General features: G+C 73.3%; 16 protein-coding genes. 6 read left to right on the top strand and 10 right to left on the bottom strand.

What is annotated here, in order from left to right:
* Positions 1 to 83: 83 nt before the first annotated feature.
* From AB0J46_RS18230 to AB0J46_RS18220, 3 genes are read right to left on the bottom strand one after another with little or no spacing between them, the layout of a single operon-like run.
* The gene (locus AB0J46_RS18230; RefSeq protein ID WP_364332849.1) at positions 84 to 1001 is read right to left on the bottom strand and encodes an aminoglycoside phosphotransferase family protein; all 918 of its coding nucleotides are present in this window, start codon (positions 999 to 1001) and stop codon (positions 84 to 86) included.
* A gap of 34 nt (positions 1002 to 1035) precedes the next feature.
* Positions 1036 to 1914: a 1,4-dihydroxy-2-naphthoyl-CoA synthase gene (locus AB0J46_RS18225; protein WP_364332846.1), complete on the bottom strand. Its 879-nt coding sequence runs from the start codon at positions 1912 to 1914 to the stop codon at positions 1036 to 1038.
* Positions 1915 to 1924: 10 nt separating this feature from the next.
* Entirely contained in the window at positions 1925 to 2437 is a 513-nt protein-coding gene (locus AB0J46_RS18220) for a PadR family transcriptional regulator (protein WP_357702057.1), read from the bottom strand.
* A 76-nt stretch (positions 2438 to 2513) separates the two neighbouring features.
* Between AB0J46_RS18220 and AB0J46_RS18215 the strand changes: the two genes are divergently transcribed.
* Positions 2514 to 3077 carry a hypothetical protein gene (locus AB0J46_RS18215; protein ID WP_352366202.1) on the top strand — a complete coding sequence of 188 codons (564 nt, stop codon included), beginning with the start codon at positions 2514 to 2516 and terminating at the stop codon, positions 3075 to 3077.
* Here the strand turns inward: AB0J46_RS18215 and AB0J46_RS18210 are convergent.
* The gene (locus AB0J46_RS18210; protein WP_090938046.1) at positions 3070 to 3402 is read right to left on the bottom strand and encodes a metalloregulator ArsR/SmtB family transcription factor; all 333 of its coding nucleotides are present in this window, start codon (positions 3400 to 3402) and stop codon (positions 3070 to 3072) included. The two genes, AB0J46_RS18215 and AB0J46_RS18210, sit on opposite strands and share 8 nt — an antisense overlap.
* A gap of 86 nt (positions 3403 to 3488) precedes the next feature.
* On the opposite strand from AB0J46_RS18210, the gene AB0J46_RS18205 reads away from it, so the two are divergent.
* A complete protein-coding gene (locus AB0J46_RS18205; protein WP_358291422.1) occupies positions 3489 to 3659 on the top strand; it encodes a DUF3073 domain-containing protein in 171 nt (56 codons plus the stop codon).
* Between the two features lie 152 nt (positions 3660 to 3811).
* On the opposite strand, the gene AB0J46_RS18200 is transcribed toward AB0J46_RS18205, so the two are convergent.
* Positions 3812 to 4639 carry an alpha/beta hydrolase gene (locus tag AB0J46_RS18200; protein WP_364332842.1) on the bottom strand — a complete coding sequence of 276 codons (828 nt, stop codon included), beginning with the start codon at positions 4637 to 4639 and terminating at the stop codon, positions 3812 to 3814.
* Positions 4640 to 4754: 115 nt separating this feature from the next.
* Between AB0J46_RS18200 and AB0J46_RS18195 the strand changes: the two genes are divergently transcribed.
* Positions 4755 to 5321 carry an NAD(P)-binding domain-containing protein gene (locus AB0J46_RS18195; RefSeq protein WP_364332839.1) on the top strand — a complete coding sequence of 189 codons (567 nt, stop codon included), beginning with the start codon at positions 4755 to 4757 and terminating at the stop codon, positions 5319 to 5321.
* A gap of 36 nt (positions 5322 to 5357) precedes the next feature.
* On the opposite strand, the gene AB0J46_RS18190 is transcribed toward AB0J46_RS18195, so the two are convergent.
* The 3 genes from AB0J46_RS18190 to AB0J46_RS18180 form a co-directional block, all read right to left on the bottom strand.
* Positions 5358 to 6767 (bottom strand): LCP family protein, encoded by a 1410-nt coding sequence (locus AB0J46_RS18190; protein ID WP_364332836.1) that lies wholly within the window; start codon positions 6765 to 6767, stop codon positions 5358 to 5360.
* A gap of 147 nt (positions 6768 to 6914) precedes the next feature.
* Entirely contained in the window at positions 6915 to 7574 is a 660-nt protein-coding gene (locus AB0J46_RS18185; RefSeq protein ID WP_364332834.1) for a response regulator transcription factor, read from the bottom strand.
* Positions 7571 to 8701, bottom strand: coding sequence for a sensor histidine kinase (locus tag AB0J46_RS18180; RefSeq protein ID WP_364332831.1), 1131 nt, complete (start codon positions 8699 to 8701; stop codon positions 7571 to 7573). Before AB0J46_RS18180 ends, AB0J46_RS18185 begins: the two co-directional genes overlap by 4 nt.
* 166 nt (positions 8702 to 8867) lie before the next feature.
* Here AB0J46_RS18180 and AB0J46_RS18175 point away from each other — a divergent pair, with 166 nt between their 5' ends.
* Positions 8868 to 9905, top strand: a complete 1038-nt coding sequence (locus AB0J46_RS18175) for a carboxymuconolactone decarboxylase family protein (RefSeq protein WP_364332828.1) — start codon at positions 8868 to 8870, stop codon at positions 9903 to 9905.
* Here AB0J46_RS18175 and AB0J46_RS18170 read toward each other — a convergent pair.
* Positions 9894 to 10376 (bottom strand): MSMEG_6728 family protein, encoded by a 483-nt coding sequence (locus AB0J46_RS18170; RefSeq protein WP_358291436.1) that lies wholly within the window; start codon positions 10374 to 10376, stop codon positions 9894 to 9896. The two genes, AB0J46_RS18175 and AB0J46_RS18170, sit on opposite strands and share 12 nt — an antisense overlap.
* Positions 10377 to 10464: 88 nt before the next feature.
* On the opposite strand from AB0J46_RS18170, the gene AB0J46_RS18165 reads away from it, so the two are divergent.
* Together AB0J46_RS18165 and AB0J46_RS18160 are read left to right on the top strand one after the other, a co-directional pair.
* Positions 10465 to 12744 carry a xanthine dehydrogenase family protein molybdopterin-binding subunit gene (locus tag AB0J46_RS18165; RefSeq protein ID WP_364332825.1) on the top strand — a complete coding sequence of 760 codons (2280 nt, stop codon included), beginning with the start codon at positions 10465 to 10467 and terminating at the stop codon, positions 12742 to 12744.
* A gap of 61 nt (positions 12745 to 12805) precedes the next feature.
* Positions 12806 to 13489: a DUF2267 domain-containing protein gene (locus AB0J46_RS18160; protein ID WP_358291440.1), complete on the top strand. Its 684-nt coding sequence runs from the start codon at positions 12806 to 12808 to the stop codon at positions 13487 to 13489.
* A gap of 35 nt (positions 13490 to 13524) precedes the next feature.
* Here AB0J46_RS18160 and AB0J46_RS18155 read toward each other — a convergent pair whose 3' ends face one another.
* On the bottom strand, positions 13525 to 13770 hold the full coding sequence (locus AB0J46_RS18155; protein ID WP_364332822.1) for a hypothetical protein: 246 nt from the start codon (positions 13768 to 13770) through the stop codon (positions 13525 to 13527).
* Positions 13771 to 13799: the final 29 nt, after the last annotated feature.

The following is a 13799-nucleotide window of genomic DNA, read 5'->3' as shown; positions in this document are numbered from 1 at the left end:
GAGCGTCGTGGTGATCGCCGCCGGGGTGGCGCTCGGACGGGCGCTGCCGGGTCACAGATATCCCGCCTACTGGCGGTGACCCGTCACTGCCGGTGGCGCACGGCCTCGGCGATCACCAGGGCGGTCTCGTCGAGCTCGTGCTCGCCGTCCTCGACGTCCCAGAGGGCGTTCTGCAGGATCCGGCCGAGGGTCCAGCCGGCCGCCCTGGCGGGGTCGAGGCCCAGCCCGTCCACCATCAGGTCGAACCGCCGCAGCACGCCCCTGATCGGGTCGCCGGTGGCGACGACGGCGTCCCAGCGGTTGTCCAGGGCGGGCCACAGGTCGAACCCCGGGTCGCCGGCCAGCGGCTTGGGGTCGATGGCCAGCCACGGCTCCCGCTCGGCGGCCAGCACGTTGTCGTAGTGCAGGTCCCAGTGCAGCAGCCGGTCGCCCGGCTCGGCGACGAGCTCGGCGACCGCGTCGGCGCACCAGCGCAGCCAGTACCTGTCCTGCTCGCGGGGCAGCGCGGCCGTCGCGCGGTCGACGTCGGCCAGCATCTGCGCGGCGATGTCGCCCAACCGGCGCAGCCCCGGCGGGGCGGGGAAGGCGGTCAACCGGCCCAGCAACCCGGTCAGGATCGTCAGCGCCTCGGTGTCGTCCGGGACGGCCGACAGCGGGCGGCCGGAGTCGAGGCGTTCCAGCAGCAGGGTGCCGGTCTCGGGGTCGTCGTCGAGCAGCAGGACCGAGCCCTTCCCGGCCCACGTGCGCAGGCCGGGCGCCTCGGTGGCGTTCTCGTCGGTGACGGGCTGGAGCTTGAGCGCCGCCCTGGTGCCGTCCTCCCGCACGACGGGCAGCACGAGGGAGACCACGCCGTGCATGGGGCGGCCCTCGTCCAGCCGCAGCCCCCACTCCTCCAGGTAACGCTCGGCCAGCGCGGGCAGGCCGGCCGACCAGGCCCGCCCCCGCTCGCCGTCGATCTTCACATGTGATGCGGTCAACGCCTCGGGAACCATGATCCTCATCGCCCCAGTCTGCCTCCGGCCGGGGCGCCCGCGGCTAGAAGTGCCAGGGGAAGGGCGACCAGTCGGGCGCCCGCTTCTCCAGGAAGGAGTCGCGCCCCTCGGCCGCCTCGTCCGTCATGTACGCCAGCCGCGTCGCCTCGCCCGCGAACACCTGCTGCCCGACGAGCCCGTCGTCGATCATGTTGAAGGCGAACTTCAGCATGCGCTGCGCGGTGGGCGACTTGCCGTTGACCTTGCGCGCCCACTCCAGCGCCGTGGCCTCCAGCTCCGCGTGCGGGACGACGGCGTTGACCATGCCCATGCGGTGGGCGTCGGCCGCGCTGTAGGTGTCGCCCAGGAAGAAGATCTCGCGGGCGAACTTCTGCCCGACCTGCCGCGCCAGGTAGGCCGAGCCGAAGCCGCCGTCGAAGCTGGCCACGTCGGCGTCGGTCTGCTTGAAGCGAGCGTGCTCGGCGCTGGCCAGGGTGAGGTCGGCCACGACGTGGAGGCTGTGCCCGCCGCCCGCGGCCCAGCCGGGCACCACGCAGATCACGATCTTGGGCATGAAGCGGATCAGGCGCTGCACCTCCAGGATGTGCAGGCGCCCGGTGGCGGGGGTGCCGTCGGCGTACTGGTAGCCGTCTTTGCCCCTGATGCGCTGGTCGCCGCCGGAGCAGAAGGCCCACCCGCCGTCCTTGGGCGAGGGGCCGTTGCCCGTGAGCAGCACGCAGCCGACGTCGGTGGCCTGCCTGGCGTGGTCGAGCGCCCGGTAGAGCTCGTCGACCGTCTGGGGCCGGAAGGCGTTGCGCACGTCGGGCCGGTTGAACGCGACCCGCACCGTGCCCTGGTCGAGGGCCCGGTGATAGGTGATGTCGGTGAAGTCGAAGCCCTCGACGACCTGCCACATCTTCGGATCGAACAGCTCGGAGACCATGGGGGCGAGCCTAACGGATCTGCCCCTCGGCCCACTCGGCCCACTCCTTCTGCACGGCGCCGAGCCGCAGGCCGTACTCCAGGGCGAGCCGGCCGTAGACCGACAGGTTGTCCTGCCCGCTCTCGACGAAGCCCTTGATGGCCTCCATGTGCTCCAGGTGCTTGCCCACCACCTCGGCCTGGCGGCGCAGGTAGGCGCGGGCCTGCTCGGGATCGACCTGGCCGAGGAAGAACACCCGCAGCAGCATGTCGCTGCGCCCGACCCTGACCGGCTCGACCTCGGTGATCCAGCGGCGCAGCTCGGCCCGGCCCTCCTGGGTGATCGCGTACTCCTTGCGGCCGCGGGGGCCCTCGGCCGCGACGCTCACGAGACCGGCGTCGGCCAGCTTGCCGAGCTCGGCGTAGAGCTGGCTCTGCGTGGCCGGCCAGACGTTGGACAATGAGACGTCGAAGGTCTTCAGCAGGTCGTAGCCGCTGGCCGGCCCCTCGGCGAGCAGACCAAGCACGGCGTGTCTCAAGCTCATATTCCTATATTGACATATCTCTGCAGGAGGTTCTACATTCGACATGTCTACTTAGGAATGTCAAAGGAGTTGCGCGATGCGCGGTCTGCTCGGTTTCCTCCCCTGGGTCGTCTACGCGGTCATCGCCACCGGCGACGAGTGGCGCTGGGGCGCCATCACCGGCCTCGTGATCGCCCTCGCCCTCGTGGTCATCGACCGCCGGTCCGGCCGGGCCTGGGACGAGATCGTGATCGAGACGAGTGCCGCCGCCTTCTTCGCCCTGCTCACGGTGCTCTCCCTGGCGGCCCCGCACTCGCCGCTCACGCCGTACGGGCCCGCGCTGGTCAACGTCTGGCTGGCCGGCACCGCCTGGGGCTCGCTGGCCATCGGCAAGCCGTTCACGCTGGGCATCGCGCGCACGATGGCGCCGAAGGAGATCTGGGAGACCCAGGCGTTCCGCCGCGTCAACGTGGTGATCACGACGGTGTGGGCGGTGGCGTTCACGCTCGCCGCCGTCTCGCTGACGTTCGTGCTGGCCGCGGCCCCCCACGCCACCACGGTCGTCATCGCGATCAAGGTGCTCTCGTTCGTCGTCCCCGCCGTCTTCACCGCCCGTTACCCGAAGGTCGTCAGGCGCCGCGCCGAGGCCGCCGCTAAGTGACCTCCGCCCGCAGCTCGGCCAGGAGCTCCCCCTGGTCGGCCAGCATGTCGGTGAGGATGCGGCGGGCGGCCCCGAGCAGGTCTGCCAGCTCGGGAGTGGCCAGGGTGTAGACCACCGTGCTGCCTTCGCGGATTGCGCTCACGATCCCGGCCCTGCGCAGGACCGCCAGCTGCTGTGAGAGGCTCGACGCCTCGATGTCGATCTGGGCCAGCAGGTCCCTGACGGGCAGTGGACCTTCCTGGAGTAGCTCCAACACTCTGATGCGAGCGGGGTGGCCGAGCGTCCTGAAGAAGTCGGCCTTGGCCTGGTGGACCTCCACGTGCATATTGCAAGACTAATCGAGCGCAGTTGCATAATTCTTCAAGTCGTAACGTTGTTGGATAGCATGACAGCGGGGACTAGGGAGTAGCCATGGGCCGAGGAAGAGCCAAGGCGAAGCAGACGAAGGTCGCTCGCCAGCTGAAGTACGCCAACCACAACATCGACTACGACCGGCTGCGCGAGGAGCTGGGCGCGGACACGCCGCGCGAGGAGATGTACACGTCTACGGCGTCCGAGCAGGAGTCCGAGCGCGCGCAATGACGCGCGCCGGCTTCGCGGGGGCGTCCGCGACGTTCTCGGGCCGCCTGGCCTCCGGCGCCTGACCGGTCGCCGCGAGTTCCAGGCGGTGTTCCCGTGCCCGCCCGGCGGCCTGCCGCAGGGCGCGGGCCGGGCCGCGGTGGTCTGGCGGGCCGCTAGCCCGTCACCGCTTCGAGCAGGCGGCGCGCGTCGGCGAGCAGGCGGCCGGTGGCGGCCCGCGACACCGGGTCGGCGTTCTGCTGGAATCCGTGCGTGAGGCCGGGCTCCCTGCGGCACGTGACCGGCACGCCCGCCTCGGCCAGCCGGCGGGCGTACGCCTCGCCCTCGTCCCTGAGGGCGTCGTGCTCGGCGGTGACCACCAGCGTGGCGGGCATCCCGCTCAGGTCGGGCACGAGCAGCGGGCTCAGCCTCGGGTCGGCGCGCCGCGCCGGGTCGGGCGCCCACTGCCGCACGGCCCAGGCGAGGAAGCTCTCGTCGAGGCTGTGACCGGTGCCCTTCTCCCGCACGCTGGGGCAGGAGAGCGTGAGGTCGGTGTTGGGGCAGACCAGGATCTGGGCGGCGGGCAACGGGTCGCCCGCGTCCCGCAGCGCCAGGCAGGCCATCGTGGCCAGGTAACCGCCCGCGCTGTCCCCGGCCACCGCGACCGGACGGGCCTCGCGCAGCACGTCCACGACGTCCTCGACGGCCGCCGGGTAGGGGTGCTCGGGCGCCAGCCGGTAGTCCACGGCCAGCACCTCCACCTCGCACTCGCGGGCCAGCAGGCGGCAGATCCGGTCGTGCGTGTCCAGGTCGCAGAGCACCCACGCGCCGCCGTGCACGTACACCACCAGCGGCCGCCGCTCCCGCGCGGGCCGGTAGTGCCGCAGCGGCAGCCCGCGCGGCCCGGTCAGGTCGGTCACCTGCGGCAGCTCGGGCCCCCGCGCACGCAGGTGCGCCCGCTCGGCGCTGCCCCTGCGCAGCTCGTGGACGTCGGGATCGTTCATGGACGACGAGTGTAGGGATCACCGGCGGGCAAAGATCTCGCGGCGCAGGCGCAAAGCCGGGCATGCGGGGAAGGCCGATGGGCAGGTGCCGATCGGCCGACAAGGAGATCCAGACATGCGCGTAGGAATCGTGGGTTCGGGCCGGCTCGGCGCGCCGCTCGGCCGGCTGCTCGCGGCGGCCGGTCATGAGGTGCTCTTCAGCGACGCCCGGCCGGCTCTCGCCGAGGAGGCCGCGGCCGCCGCCGAGGGGCAGTCGGGCGTCGGCTCGCCGATCGAGGCGGCGCGCTTCGGCGAGGTCGTCGTCATGGCGGTGTGGTGGGAGGCGTTCCCCACCGTGGTCGAGGAGCTGGGCGCGGCGCTGGGCGGAAAGATCGTCATCGACCCCAGCAACCCGATCACCCGGCTCGACGGCGCCGAGGCGGTGGTGGCCGTGCCGGACGGGCTCACCAGCCCGCAGTACCAGCAGCACGTGCTCGGCCGCGAGGTGCGGCTGGTGCGCACGTTCAACACCAAGTACCCCAACGAGCTGCTGGACCTGGGCACGGCCGGGCAGCGGGGCGGCCCGCGGGCCGACATGCCCTACTGGGGCGACGACGAGGCCGCCAAGAAGGCCGTGGTGCCGCTCATCGAGGACGCCGGCTTCACCGCCATCGACGGAGGCGGGCTGGCCGACGCGCTGTGACCCGGGCCGAGCCGTGACGGGCCAGGGTGGGCCGGGTCAGGCCGCGCAGGTGTCGTGGGTGGCGTCGAAGCCCTTGATCGCCTCGGTGTCGTCGGCGCGCAGCGGCTTGAGACCCTTCCAGTCGTCGCCGATCACCAGCACCAGGTGGTTCGTCCGGGCGCCGGCGACCAGTTTGGGCGTGGCGGCGAGCAGGTCGTTGGTGAGCGTGGGCACCCGCGTCTCGGCGTTGGGGCCGTAGAGCAGCGTGGTCTTCGCCTGGGGCTTCCTGGCCGTGTCACCGATCTTGCTGATGTGGTAGCCGCGCTGTTCCAGGAAGGCGGCCACCTGCGTGCCGAGGCCGCCGCGGTAGGTGCCGTTGCGCAGCTCGATCTGGATCTTCGACCGGCCCACCTTGGCCTGGCCGCCTTTGACGCCCTGGACGCTCTGGTCCCTGGCGACGATCTGGAACAGCCGGCCGGCCTGCGGCTGCACCCACTCGACCCGGCCCGGCTGGGTCAGCGAGTAGTGCCAGGGGGTGGTGATGAACCGGATCTGCCCGGCGTTGAGGCCCTGGAGGCTGGTGGCGAGGTCCTTCATGACGCCCACCGACAGGTCGTCGTCGACGGTCACCGACTTGGTGCCGGCGTCGAGGAAGCCGAACAGCTTGGACGGGTCGGTGAGCGTTTCGCCGCTCATCACCTTCTTGAGCATCGAGGCGATGAACATCTGCTGCCGCTGGATGCGCCCGATGTCGGAGCCGTCGCCGAGGCTGTAGCGGGCGCGGACGTAGCCGAGCGCCTGCTCGCCGTTGAGCGTCTGCCGCCCGGCGGGCAGGTGGAGCAGGGCCTTCTTGTCGTTCACCGGGGAGGGCAGGCAGACCTCGACGCCGCCCACGGCGTTGACCATGCTCTTGAAGCCGGTGAAGTCGACCTTCACGAAGTGGTCGATGTGGATGCGGGTGAGCGACTCGATCGTCTTCCAGGTGCAGGCGATGCCCCCGGAGTTGAACGACTCGTTGATCATGCCCAGGTGCGGCTGCTGGCCGGGCAGGCCGCCCGTGGCCCGGCAGGCGGGGAGCTGGACCAGCGAGTCGCGCGGGAAGCTGATCACCATGGCGTTGTCCCGCTTGGACGACACGTGCGCCAGCATGATCGTGTCGGTGCGCTCGCCCGCGATGCGGCGGCCGTACCTGGCGTTCTTGCCGTCGCGCTGGTCGGAGCCCACGATCAGGACGTTCATCGCCGAGGTGGCGACCTTGGGGGGCCGCGTCTCGCCGAGGTCCTCCTTGGTGACCGTGGAGCGCTTGAGGTTGCCGCTGAGTTTCGCGGTGACGCCGACGGCCACGCCGGCGACCAGGAGGACGACGGCGACCGCGATCGCGATCACCCAGCGTAGCCAGCGCCCGCGGCGCCTCTTGGGGGCGCCGGGGTCGCTGGAGGGCGGAGCATCGACAAGCCCGCTGCTCACGTGACTCCAGAGGGACGGGGGCCGAGGGGCCACCGCCCCGGGCCAAGAGCCTCGCCGTACAAGTCTCGGCCGTTGAACGTGCCCGAGTGTACTCAGTCCGGGACGGGTATGCGGAGGGACCGCGTTCCTTGACGGTCAAGCCTCGGGTCAGCGCTCGCGCGGGGTCACCAGGCCGGACTCGTAGGCGAAGACCACGAGCTGGGCGCGGTCGCGGGCGTGCAGCTTGGTCATCGCCCGGCTGACGTGCGTCTTGGCGGTGGTCGGGCTGATCACCATCTGGGCGGCGATCTCGTCGTTGGACATGCCGCGGGCGACCAGGGCGGTCACCTCCCGTTCGCGGTTGGTGAGCACGTCCAGGCCCTGGGGTTCGGGTTCGGGGCGGCGGGCGACGTACTCGCCGATCAGGCGGCGGGTGATGGCGGGGGAGAGCAGGGCGTCGCCGCGGGCGGCCACCCTGACGCCTTGGAGCAGGTCCGCGGGCTCGGTGTCCTTGACCAGGAAGCCGCTCGCGCCGGCGCGCAGGGCGTGGAAGACGTACTCGTCCAGGCCGTAGTTGGTCAGGATCACCACGTGGACGTCGGCCAGGCGCTCGTCGGCGGCGATCCGCCTGGTGGCCTCGATGCCGTCCATGACGGGCATCTGCACGTCCACGAGCGCCACGTCGGGGCGGTGTTCCAGGGCGAGGGCGACCGCCTGCTCCCCGTTGGCGGCCTCGGCGACGACCTCGATGTCGTCCTCGGCCTCCAGCAGGGCGCGGAAGCCGCCGCGGATGAGGGCCTGGTCGTCCACCAGCAGCACGCGGATCACCGGGCCTCCTGCAGCGGCAGCTCGGCGCGCACGGTGAACCCGCCCTCGGGACGCGGCCCGGTCGCCAGCCGCCCGCCCAGCGCCGTGACGCGCTCGCGCATGCCCAGCAGGCCCACGCCGGGGTCGCAGGGGCCGCCGTTCGCGCGGCCGTCGTCGTCCACCTGCACGATCAGCTCCTCCTTGCCGTAGTCGACGCGTACCGAGGCGGTGGCGGGCCCGGCGTGCTTGGAGACGTTGGTCAGCGCCTCCTGGACGATCCGGTAGGCCGCCCGGTCGACCTCGGCCGGCAGGTCGCGGCGGTCGCCGGTGACCGTCACCGTGGCCGGGACGCCGGTCGAGCGGGCCCGTTCGACCAGGTGGGTGAGCCGGTCGAGGCCGCTGGCCGCGGGGGCGCCGTCGTCCTCGCGCAGCACCTCCAGCGTGGCGCGCAGCTCGCGCATCGCCTCGCCGCTGGCCTCCTGGATGGCCAGCAGCGCTGCCGGCACCTCCTCGCCGCGCTTGCGCGCGAGGTGCACGGCCACGCCCGCCTGCACCTTGATGACCGAGATGGTGTGGGTGAGCGAGTCGTGCAGCTCCCTGGCGATGCGCAGCCGCTCCTCGCCCGCCCGGCGCAGCGCCGCCTCCTCGCGGGTCCGCTCGGCCTCGGCGGCCCGCTGTTCGACCTGCGCGAGGTACGCCTGCCGGTGCCGGGTCACGGTCGCGGTCACCCCGGCCGCCAGGAACCAGCCGAGCAGCAGCGTCGTCTTCTGCACGATCTCCTGCGCGGTCTGCCCGTCGGGGGTGGCCAGGTTGACCGCCAGGGTCCCGCCCAGGAACACCGCGCCGGCCGCCGCCGCGAGCGCCCGGTGACCGGCCCTGACCGTGGCGAACACGGTCACCATCACCGGGAAGGCGGCCGGCGGGCCGGGCTGGGCGTGCGCGGAGTAGACCAGCATGCACAGCGTGGTGACCAGCAGCGCCGGGACCGGCGCCCGCCGCCAGGCGACGAGCGCGAGCGACCCGGCGAGCACGGCGGCGTAGTCCGCGGGCCCCGCGTCCGGCGTGGCCACCACGGTCGCCGTCAGCAGCACGGCGACCACCGCCGCGAGCGCCGCGTCCATGACGGCGGGGTGCCATCGCAAGCTCATGCCAAGCACAGTAGAGCCTGATGTGTCGATAATCGTCCTCACATGGGCGGAATGGGGGACTACTCCCGCCGTCGTACGCCGTCCGCCTCTGCGCCCCGCGCCGTAGCCGCGGAAGTCATCCCGGGCAGGACGACTCCGGCCCGTCCCACGGCCCACCATGGCGGCCATGAACACGACGCAGACGGCCGCAGGCCAGTTCCGCTACGTCACCCCCGTCCGGTCGCAGGACGCCACGGGCCGGGTGGCCCAGGTCTACGCCCGCCTCGCCGACGACTTCGGCATGGCCCGCATGGCGGTCTTCCTGACCTTGTCGCCCGCGCCCGCCGTGCTGGCCGGGACCTGGGCGCTGCTGCGGGAGTCGCTGCTGGCCGGGCCGGGGTCCAGGACCGGCAGGGAGGTGGTGGCGCTGGGGGTGTCGCTGGCCAACCGGTGCCCGTTCTGCGTGGCCGCGCACACGACGCTGCTGCACGCCACCGGCGACCACAGGCTGGCCGAGACCGTCGCGGCCGGGGGCGTGCCGGCGGATCCCGGGCACGCCGCGCTGCTGCGGTGGGCCAAGGACGGGCGGGTGCCCGCGCCCTTCCCCGCGGACGAGGCGCCCGGGTACGTCGGCACCGCGCTGACCTTCCACTTCGTCAACCGGATCGCCTCGTCCCTGCTCACCGAGAACCTGCTGCCGGGCAACCTGCAGAAGTCGCGCCTGGTGCGCAGCGTGGGCGGCCGGGCCATGTCCCGGACGGTGCGCAGGGAGCTGCCACCCGGCGCGGGCCTGGACGTGCTGGACGGCCTGCCCTCCTCGCCCGAGCCCGCCTGGGCGGCCGGCACGCCGGTCGGCACGGCGTACGCCACGCTCATGGCCGTCGCGGTGACGGGCGGGGAACTGCTCGGCGAGGCGGCGCGGACGGCCGTCACCGAGGCGGTCGCGGCCTGGGACGGCGAGCACCCGCCGATGGGCGGCGACTGGCTGTCGGGCCCGCTGACCGGCGTGCCCGGCGAGGAACGGCCGGGAGCCAGGCTCGCGCTGCTCGCCGCCCTCGCGCCCTACCGGCTCACCGACGCGGACGTCGCCGCCTGGCGCGGCGCCGCGACGACGGACGAGGACCTGGTGCGGCTCGTCGCCTTCGGCGCCGCCACGGCGACGCGGCACGCGGAGGGCGTCCTCACCGGGACCCGCGTGGGCGCCGGCGGCAGGTCAGGCCGGTAGGCAGGCGGGCGGGCGGCCCGAGGCGGGCCAGACGTATTCCAGGTCGTCGGGCTCGTCGCCGAAGAGCGGGCGGTAGTGATCGGGGTCCTTGCGCAGGAGGGCGGAGCGGTGGCTGAGGTGGAAGGCGTCGTCGCCGAGCCAGGGCGGCAGCTCGCCGGCCGCCGCCAGCTCGTGCTGGGTGCGGATGACGGGGGTGCCGCAGGCGCGGCCCAGCTCGACGGACATCGTGGCCGCGCAGGTGTCGGCCCGGCCGGTCGAGCACCAGCGCTCGCACACGTCGAGCCCGTAGCGGACCAGGGCCTCCTCGTAGCCGGCCCACATCTTGACGGCGGGGTGGTGGCGCCAGCCGTAGCCGGGGACGGTCAGGGCGCGCAGCACCTGCAGCGCCTCCACCCGCTGCTTGCCCAGCCGCAGCGCGTCCAGGACCCCGGCACTGGCCGCGAAATCCGGATACGGAAGAAATGTCTGCATCTATGCCCCCGCTGACCTGGTCTTTCCCGCCTGCCGCCCCGCGAGATCGTATATGGACCGCACGCCTGGCGGCGCGCACAATCGGCCCATGGGCTATGTCGGCGCACGGACGCCTCGCAGGGAAGACGCCAGACTGCTGACCGGAAAGGGGAGATACGTCGGCAACGTACGCCTGCCCGGCATGGCGTACGCGGTGGTGGTGCGCAGCCCCGTCGCGCACGGACGGCTCCTCGGCTGCGACGCCAAGGCGGCCTGGACGGTCGAGGGGGTGCTCGACGTCATCACCCCCGCCGACGCCGCGGAGCTGCTGCTGCCCTGCGTCACCCTCGCCCCGGGCCAGCGGCTGACCTCCTACCGGGTGCTCGACGACACGATCAGGTACGCCGGCCAGCCGATCGCCGTCGTCGTGGCCGGCACCCCCGCCGCCGCCCGCGACGCCGCGGACCTGCTGGACCTGCAGCTCGACCAGTCGCCCGCGACCGTCGGCGCGGAACGCGCCCTCGACCAGGACGCGCCGCTGCTCTACCCCGAGTGGGGCACGAACCTGGTCACCGACTTCCTGCTCGGCGACGCCGACTGCGCGGAGTTCGTCGAGTCCGCCGAGCACGTCGTCGAGATGACGTTCAGGATGGGCCGGATCTCGCCGCATCCCGTCGAGCCGCGCGGCGTGGTGGCCTCCTACGCCGACGACGAGCTGACCGTGCACGTCTCCTCCCAGGCCCCGCACCACGTGCGCGAGCACCTGGCCGACGCGTTCGGGCTCACCCACGACCGGGTACGCGTGATCAGCCGGGACGTCGGCGGCGGGTTCGGCGGCAAGGAGCACGTCTACCCCGACGAGGCGCTCGTCTGCCTGGCCGCGATGCGGACGGGCCGCCCGGTGAGCTGGACCGAGTCGCCCGGCGACCGGCTGGCGGCGACCCTGCCCGCGCGGGCCGCCGTCCACCGGGCCAGGCTGGCGCTCGACGGCCGGGGCCGGTTCGTCGCCCTGGACGCCGACATCCTCGGCGACCTCGGCGCCCATCCCTCGAACGTGGGCATCTCGCCCTTCGCGGTCTCGGCCACCCTGCTGCCGGGGCCGTACCGGTTCGAGCGGGTCGGCGTACGGGTGCGCGGGGTGGTCACCAACACCACCCCGACCGGCTCCTACCGCGGCTTCGGGCAGCCCGAGTGCACCTGGACCAGGGAGCGCCTGATCGACGAGGCGGCCCGGCGGCTCGGCCTCGACCCGGTCGAGCTGCGGCTGCGCAACATGCTGACGCCGGACGAGCTGCCGTGCACGAGCCGGGTCCACCAGCAGTACGACTCCGGCGACTACCCCCGGGCCCTGCGCACCCTGCGCGACCTGGTCACCCCGGTCACCGGCGTGGACGACGGCCGCCTTCGCGGCGTCGGCTACTCCTGCCACGTCGAGACCACCGGCCTGGGCCCGTCGATGGAGATGAAGGCGTCGGGCATCCAGGCGGGCGGCTACGAGACGGCGGTGCTGCGGATGGAGCCGGACGCGTCGGTGGTGGTGTCGTCCGGGGTGGTCTCGATCGGGCAGGGCATCGAGACCGCGCTGGCCCAGGTCGCGGCCGACCGGATGGGGGTGCCGATCGAGCGGGTGCGGGTGGTGCTGGGGGACACGGCGGCGACGCCGTACTCGTCGATCGGGTCGATCGCCAGCCGGTCGCTGGCGGTCGGCGGCGGGGCGCTCGTCCAGGCCGCCGCCCGGTTGCGGGACAAGCTGCTGGCCATCGCCGCCCACCGGCTGGAGGCGGCGCCCGGCGACCTGGAGATCGCCGAGGAGTGCGTGCGCGTCAAGGGCGACCCGCGGGCGTCGGTGTCGCTGCGGGAGCTGGCCACGTCCGCCTGGCGGGCCTGGGACCTGCCGGAAGGCGTCACGCCGGGCCTGGAGGAGCGGGTCAGCTACGACCCGGCCGCCTACACCTTCGCCTACGGCGCGCACGCCGCCGCCGTCGCGGTGGACCCCGAGACCGGCGCGGTCGAGGTGGAGCGCTACTGGGTGGTCAACGACGCCGGGACGCTGGTCAACCCGTCCGTGGTCGAGGGCCAGATCCGCGGCGGGGTCGCGCAGAGCATCGGCATGGCGCTGACCGAGGAGATCGTCCACACCGAGGACGGGCAGCCGCTCGCCGAGTACCTGCTGCCGACCACCCGCGAGGTGCCCGACATCGAGGTCGTGCTGCTGGAGACCCCCTCACCGCTCACCCCGGGCGGCATGAAGGGGGCGGGCGAGGCGGGCACGATCGGCCCGCCCGCCGCCATCGGCAACGCGGTCGCCGCCGCCATGCCCGAGCTGGCCGGACGCGTTACCGACGTGCCCCTCACCCCTCAGGTCGTGTGGAGGTGTCGGCACCTCTGACCTGGGCACGAGGAGCCTGAAGGTTCGGATCGGGGGACGAATCATGGAATATCGTGCACTCTTGGCGTCCATCGGCCGCATGACGGGCCTGGGCGCCGGCCCGGCCAGAGCGGCGGCGGAGGCCACGCTGACCACGCTCGCCCGCACGCTCGACGACGACGACCGGCGCGAGCTCATCGACGCCCTGCCGCCCGAGCTGACCAACGACTTCCCCATGGACCATCCGCGCAACGACGGCACCGAGGAGGGCTTCGTCCGGCAGGCGGCGCTGCTCGGCCGTCGTCCGCCCGAGCAGGCCAGGATCAGGGCCCAGGCCGTGCTGGCCGCCGTCGCCGAGCAGGACCCCGAGCTGATCGCCCGGTTGCACATCCCCGAGCAGGTACGCCCCCTGTTCGACCCGCCGGACAGCGGCGGCGGCATCACCGGCCCCAAGGGGCACGCCGCCCCGCTCACCGCCGACGAGATCGCCGCGGCCCTCGCCACCCTGCCGCTGTGGACCGGTGACCGCTCGGCGCTGCGCCGGGAGATCTCCCTGCCGCGGGAGAACCTGCGTGCCGTCCGCCGCGCGCTCGACCGGCTCAAGGCCACCTACGGCCGGCAGCCCCAGCTGCACGACACCGCCGACGGCCTGGCCATCGTGGTCAGGACCGTCTCCGTGGGCGCGGTGACGGCCCTCGACGTGCAGCTGGCCAGGCGGGTCGACGACCTCATCGAGGAGGTGGGCGCCGGCATCGGCCGCCCGTAGCCGCGGGCCCGGCCGGTCCTGGGGCGCGGGCCTGGCTAGCCGCGCGGCCGGTCGGGCGTCTCGCCGGTCAGGTCCTCCAGGTGCTTGCCCGCCTGCGACAGGGCCTGTTCCAGCGCCGCCTGCCCGGCGGTCTTGTGCTCCGCCGGGATCCTCCCCGCCACGCCCGGACGCCCGGCCGGACGCCCGGCCGGACGTTCACCCGGGCGCTCGGCCGGACGCCTGGCCGCGTCGAGGAGCGGCGTGGTGTCGGTGTCGGGGGTGTTCTCGTCAGGACTGCTCATGGCCCTGTCCGTACCCGCTGACCTGGGAA

Source organism: Nonomuraea sp. NPDC049758 (genome assembly GCF_040674635.1).
GTDB lineage: Bacteria > Actinomycetota > Actinomycetes > Streptosporangiales > Streptosporangiaceae > Nonomuraea.
This window is presented reverse-complemented; position numbering and strand designations above follow the sequence as displayed.

Excerpts from the sequence above, each read along its gene's own strand:
- AB0J46_RS18220 (WP_357702057.1), bottom strand. The coding sequence starts at position 2,437 with ATGAGCTTGAGACACGCCGTGCTTGGTCTGCTCGCCGAGGGGCCGGCC.
- AB0J46_RS18200 (WP_364332842.1), bottom strand. The coding sequence starts at position 4,639 with ATGAACGATCCCGACGTCCACGAGCTGCGCAGGGGCAGCGCCGAGCGG.
- AB0J46_RS18175 (WP_364332828.1), top strand. The coding sequence starts at position 8,868 with ATGAACACGACGCAGACGGCCGCAGGCCAGTTCCGCTACGTCACCCCC.
- AB0J46_RS18230 (WP_364332849.1), bottom strand. The coding sequence starts at position 1,001 with ATGAGGATCATGGTTCCCGAGGCGTTGACCGCATCACATGTGAAGATC.
- AB0J46_RS18205 (WP_358291422.1), top strand. The coding sequence starts at position 3,489 with ATGGGCCGAGGAAGAGCCAAGGCGAAGCAGACGAAGGTCGCTCGCCAG.
- AB0J46_RS18180 (WP_364332831.1), bottom strand. The coding sequence starts at position 8,701 with ATGAGCTTGCGATGGCACCCCGCCGTCATGGACGCGGCGCTCGCGGCG.
- AB0J46_RS18165 (WP_364332825.1), top strand. The coding sequence starts at position 10,465 with ATGGGCTATGTCGGCGCACGGACGCCTCGCAGGGAAGACGCCAGACTG.
- AB0J46_RS18155 (WP_364332822.1), bottom strand. The coding sequence starts at position 13,770 with ATGAGCAGTCCTGACGAGAACACCCCCGACACCGACACCACGCCGCTC.
- AB0J46_RS18170 (WP_358291436.1), bottom strand. The coding sequence starts at position 10,376 with ATGCAGACATTTCTTCCGTATCCGGATTTCGCGGCCAGTGCCGGGGTC.
- AB0J46_RS18215 (WP_352366202.1), top strand. The coding sequence starts at position 2,514 with ATGCGCGGTCTGCTCGGTTTCCTCCCCTGGGTCGTCTACGCGGTCATC.
- AB0J46_RS18195 (WP_364332839.1), top strand. The coding sequence starts at position 4,755 with ATGCGCGTAGGAATCGTGGGTTCGGGCCGGCTCGGCGCGCCGCTCGGC.
- AB0J46_RS18210 (WP_090938046.1), bottom strand. The coding sequence starts at position 3,402 with ATGCACGTGGAGGTCCACCAGGCCAAGGCCGACTTCTTCAGGACGCTC.
- AB0J46_RS18225 (WP_364332846.1), bottom strand. The coding sequence starts at position 1,914 with ATGGTCTCCGAGCTGTTCGATCCGAAGATGTGGCAGGTCGTCGAGGGC.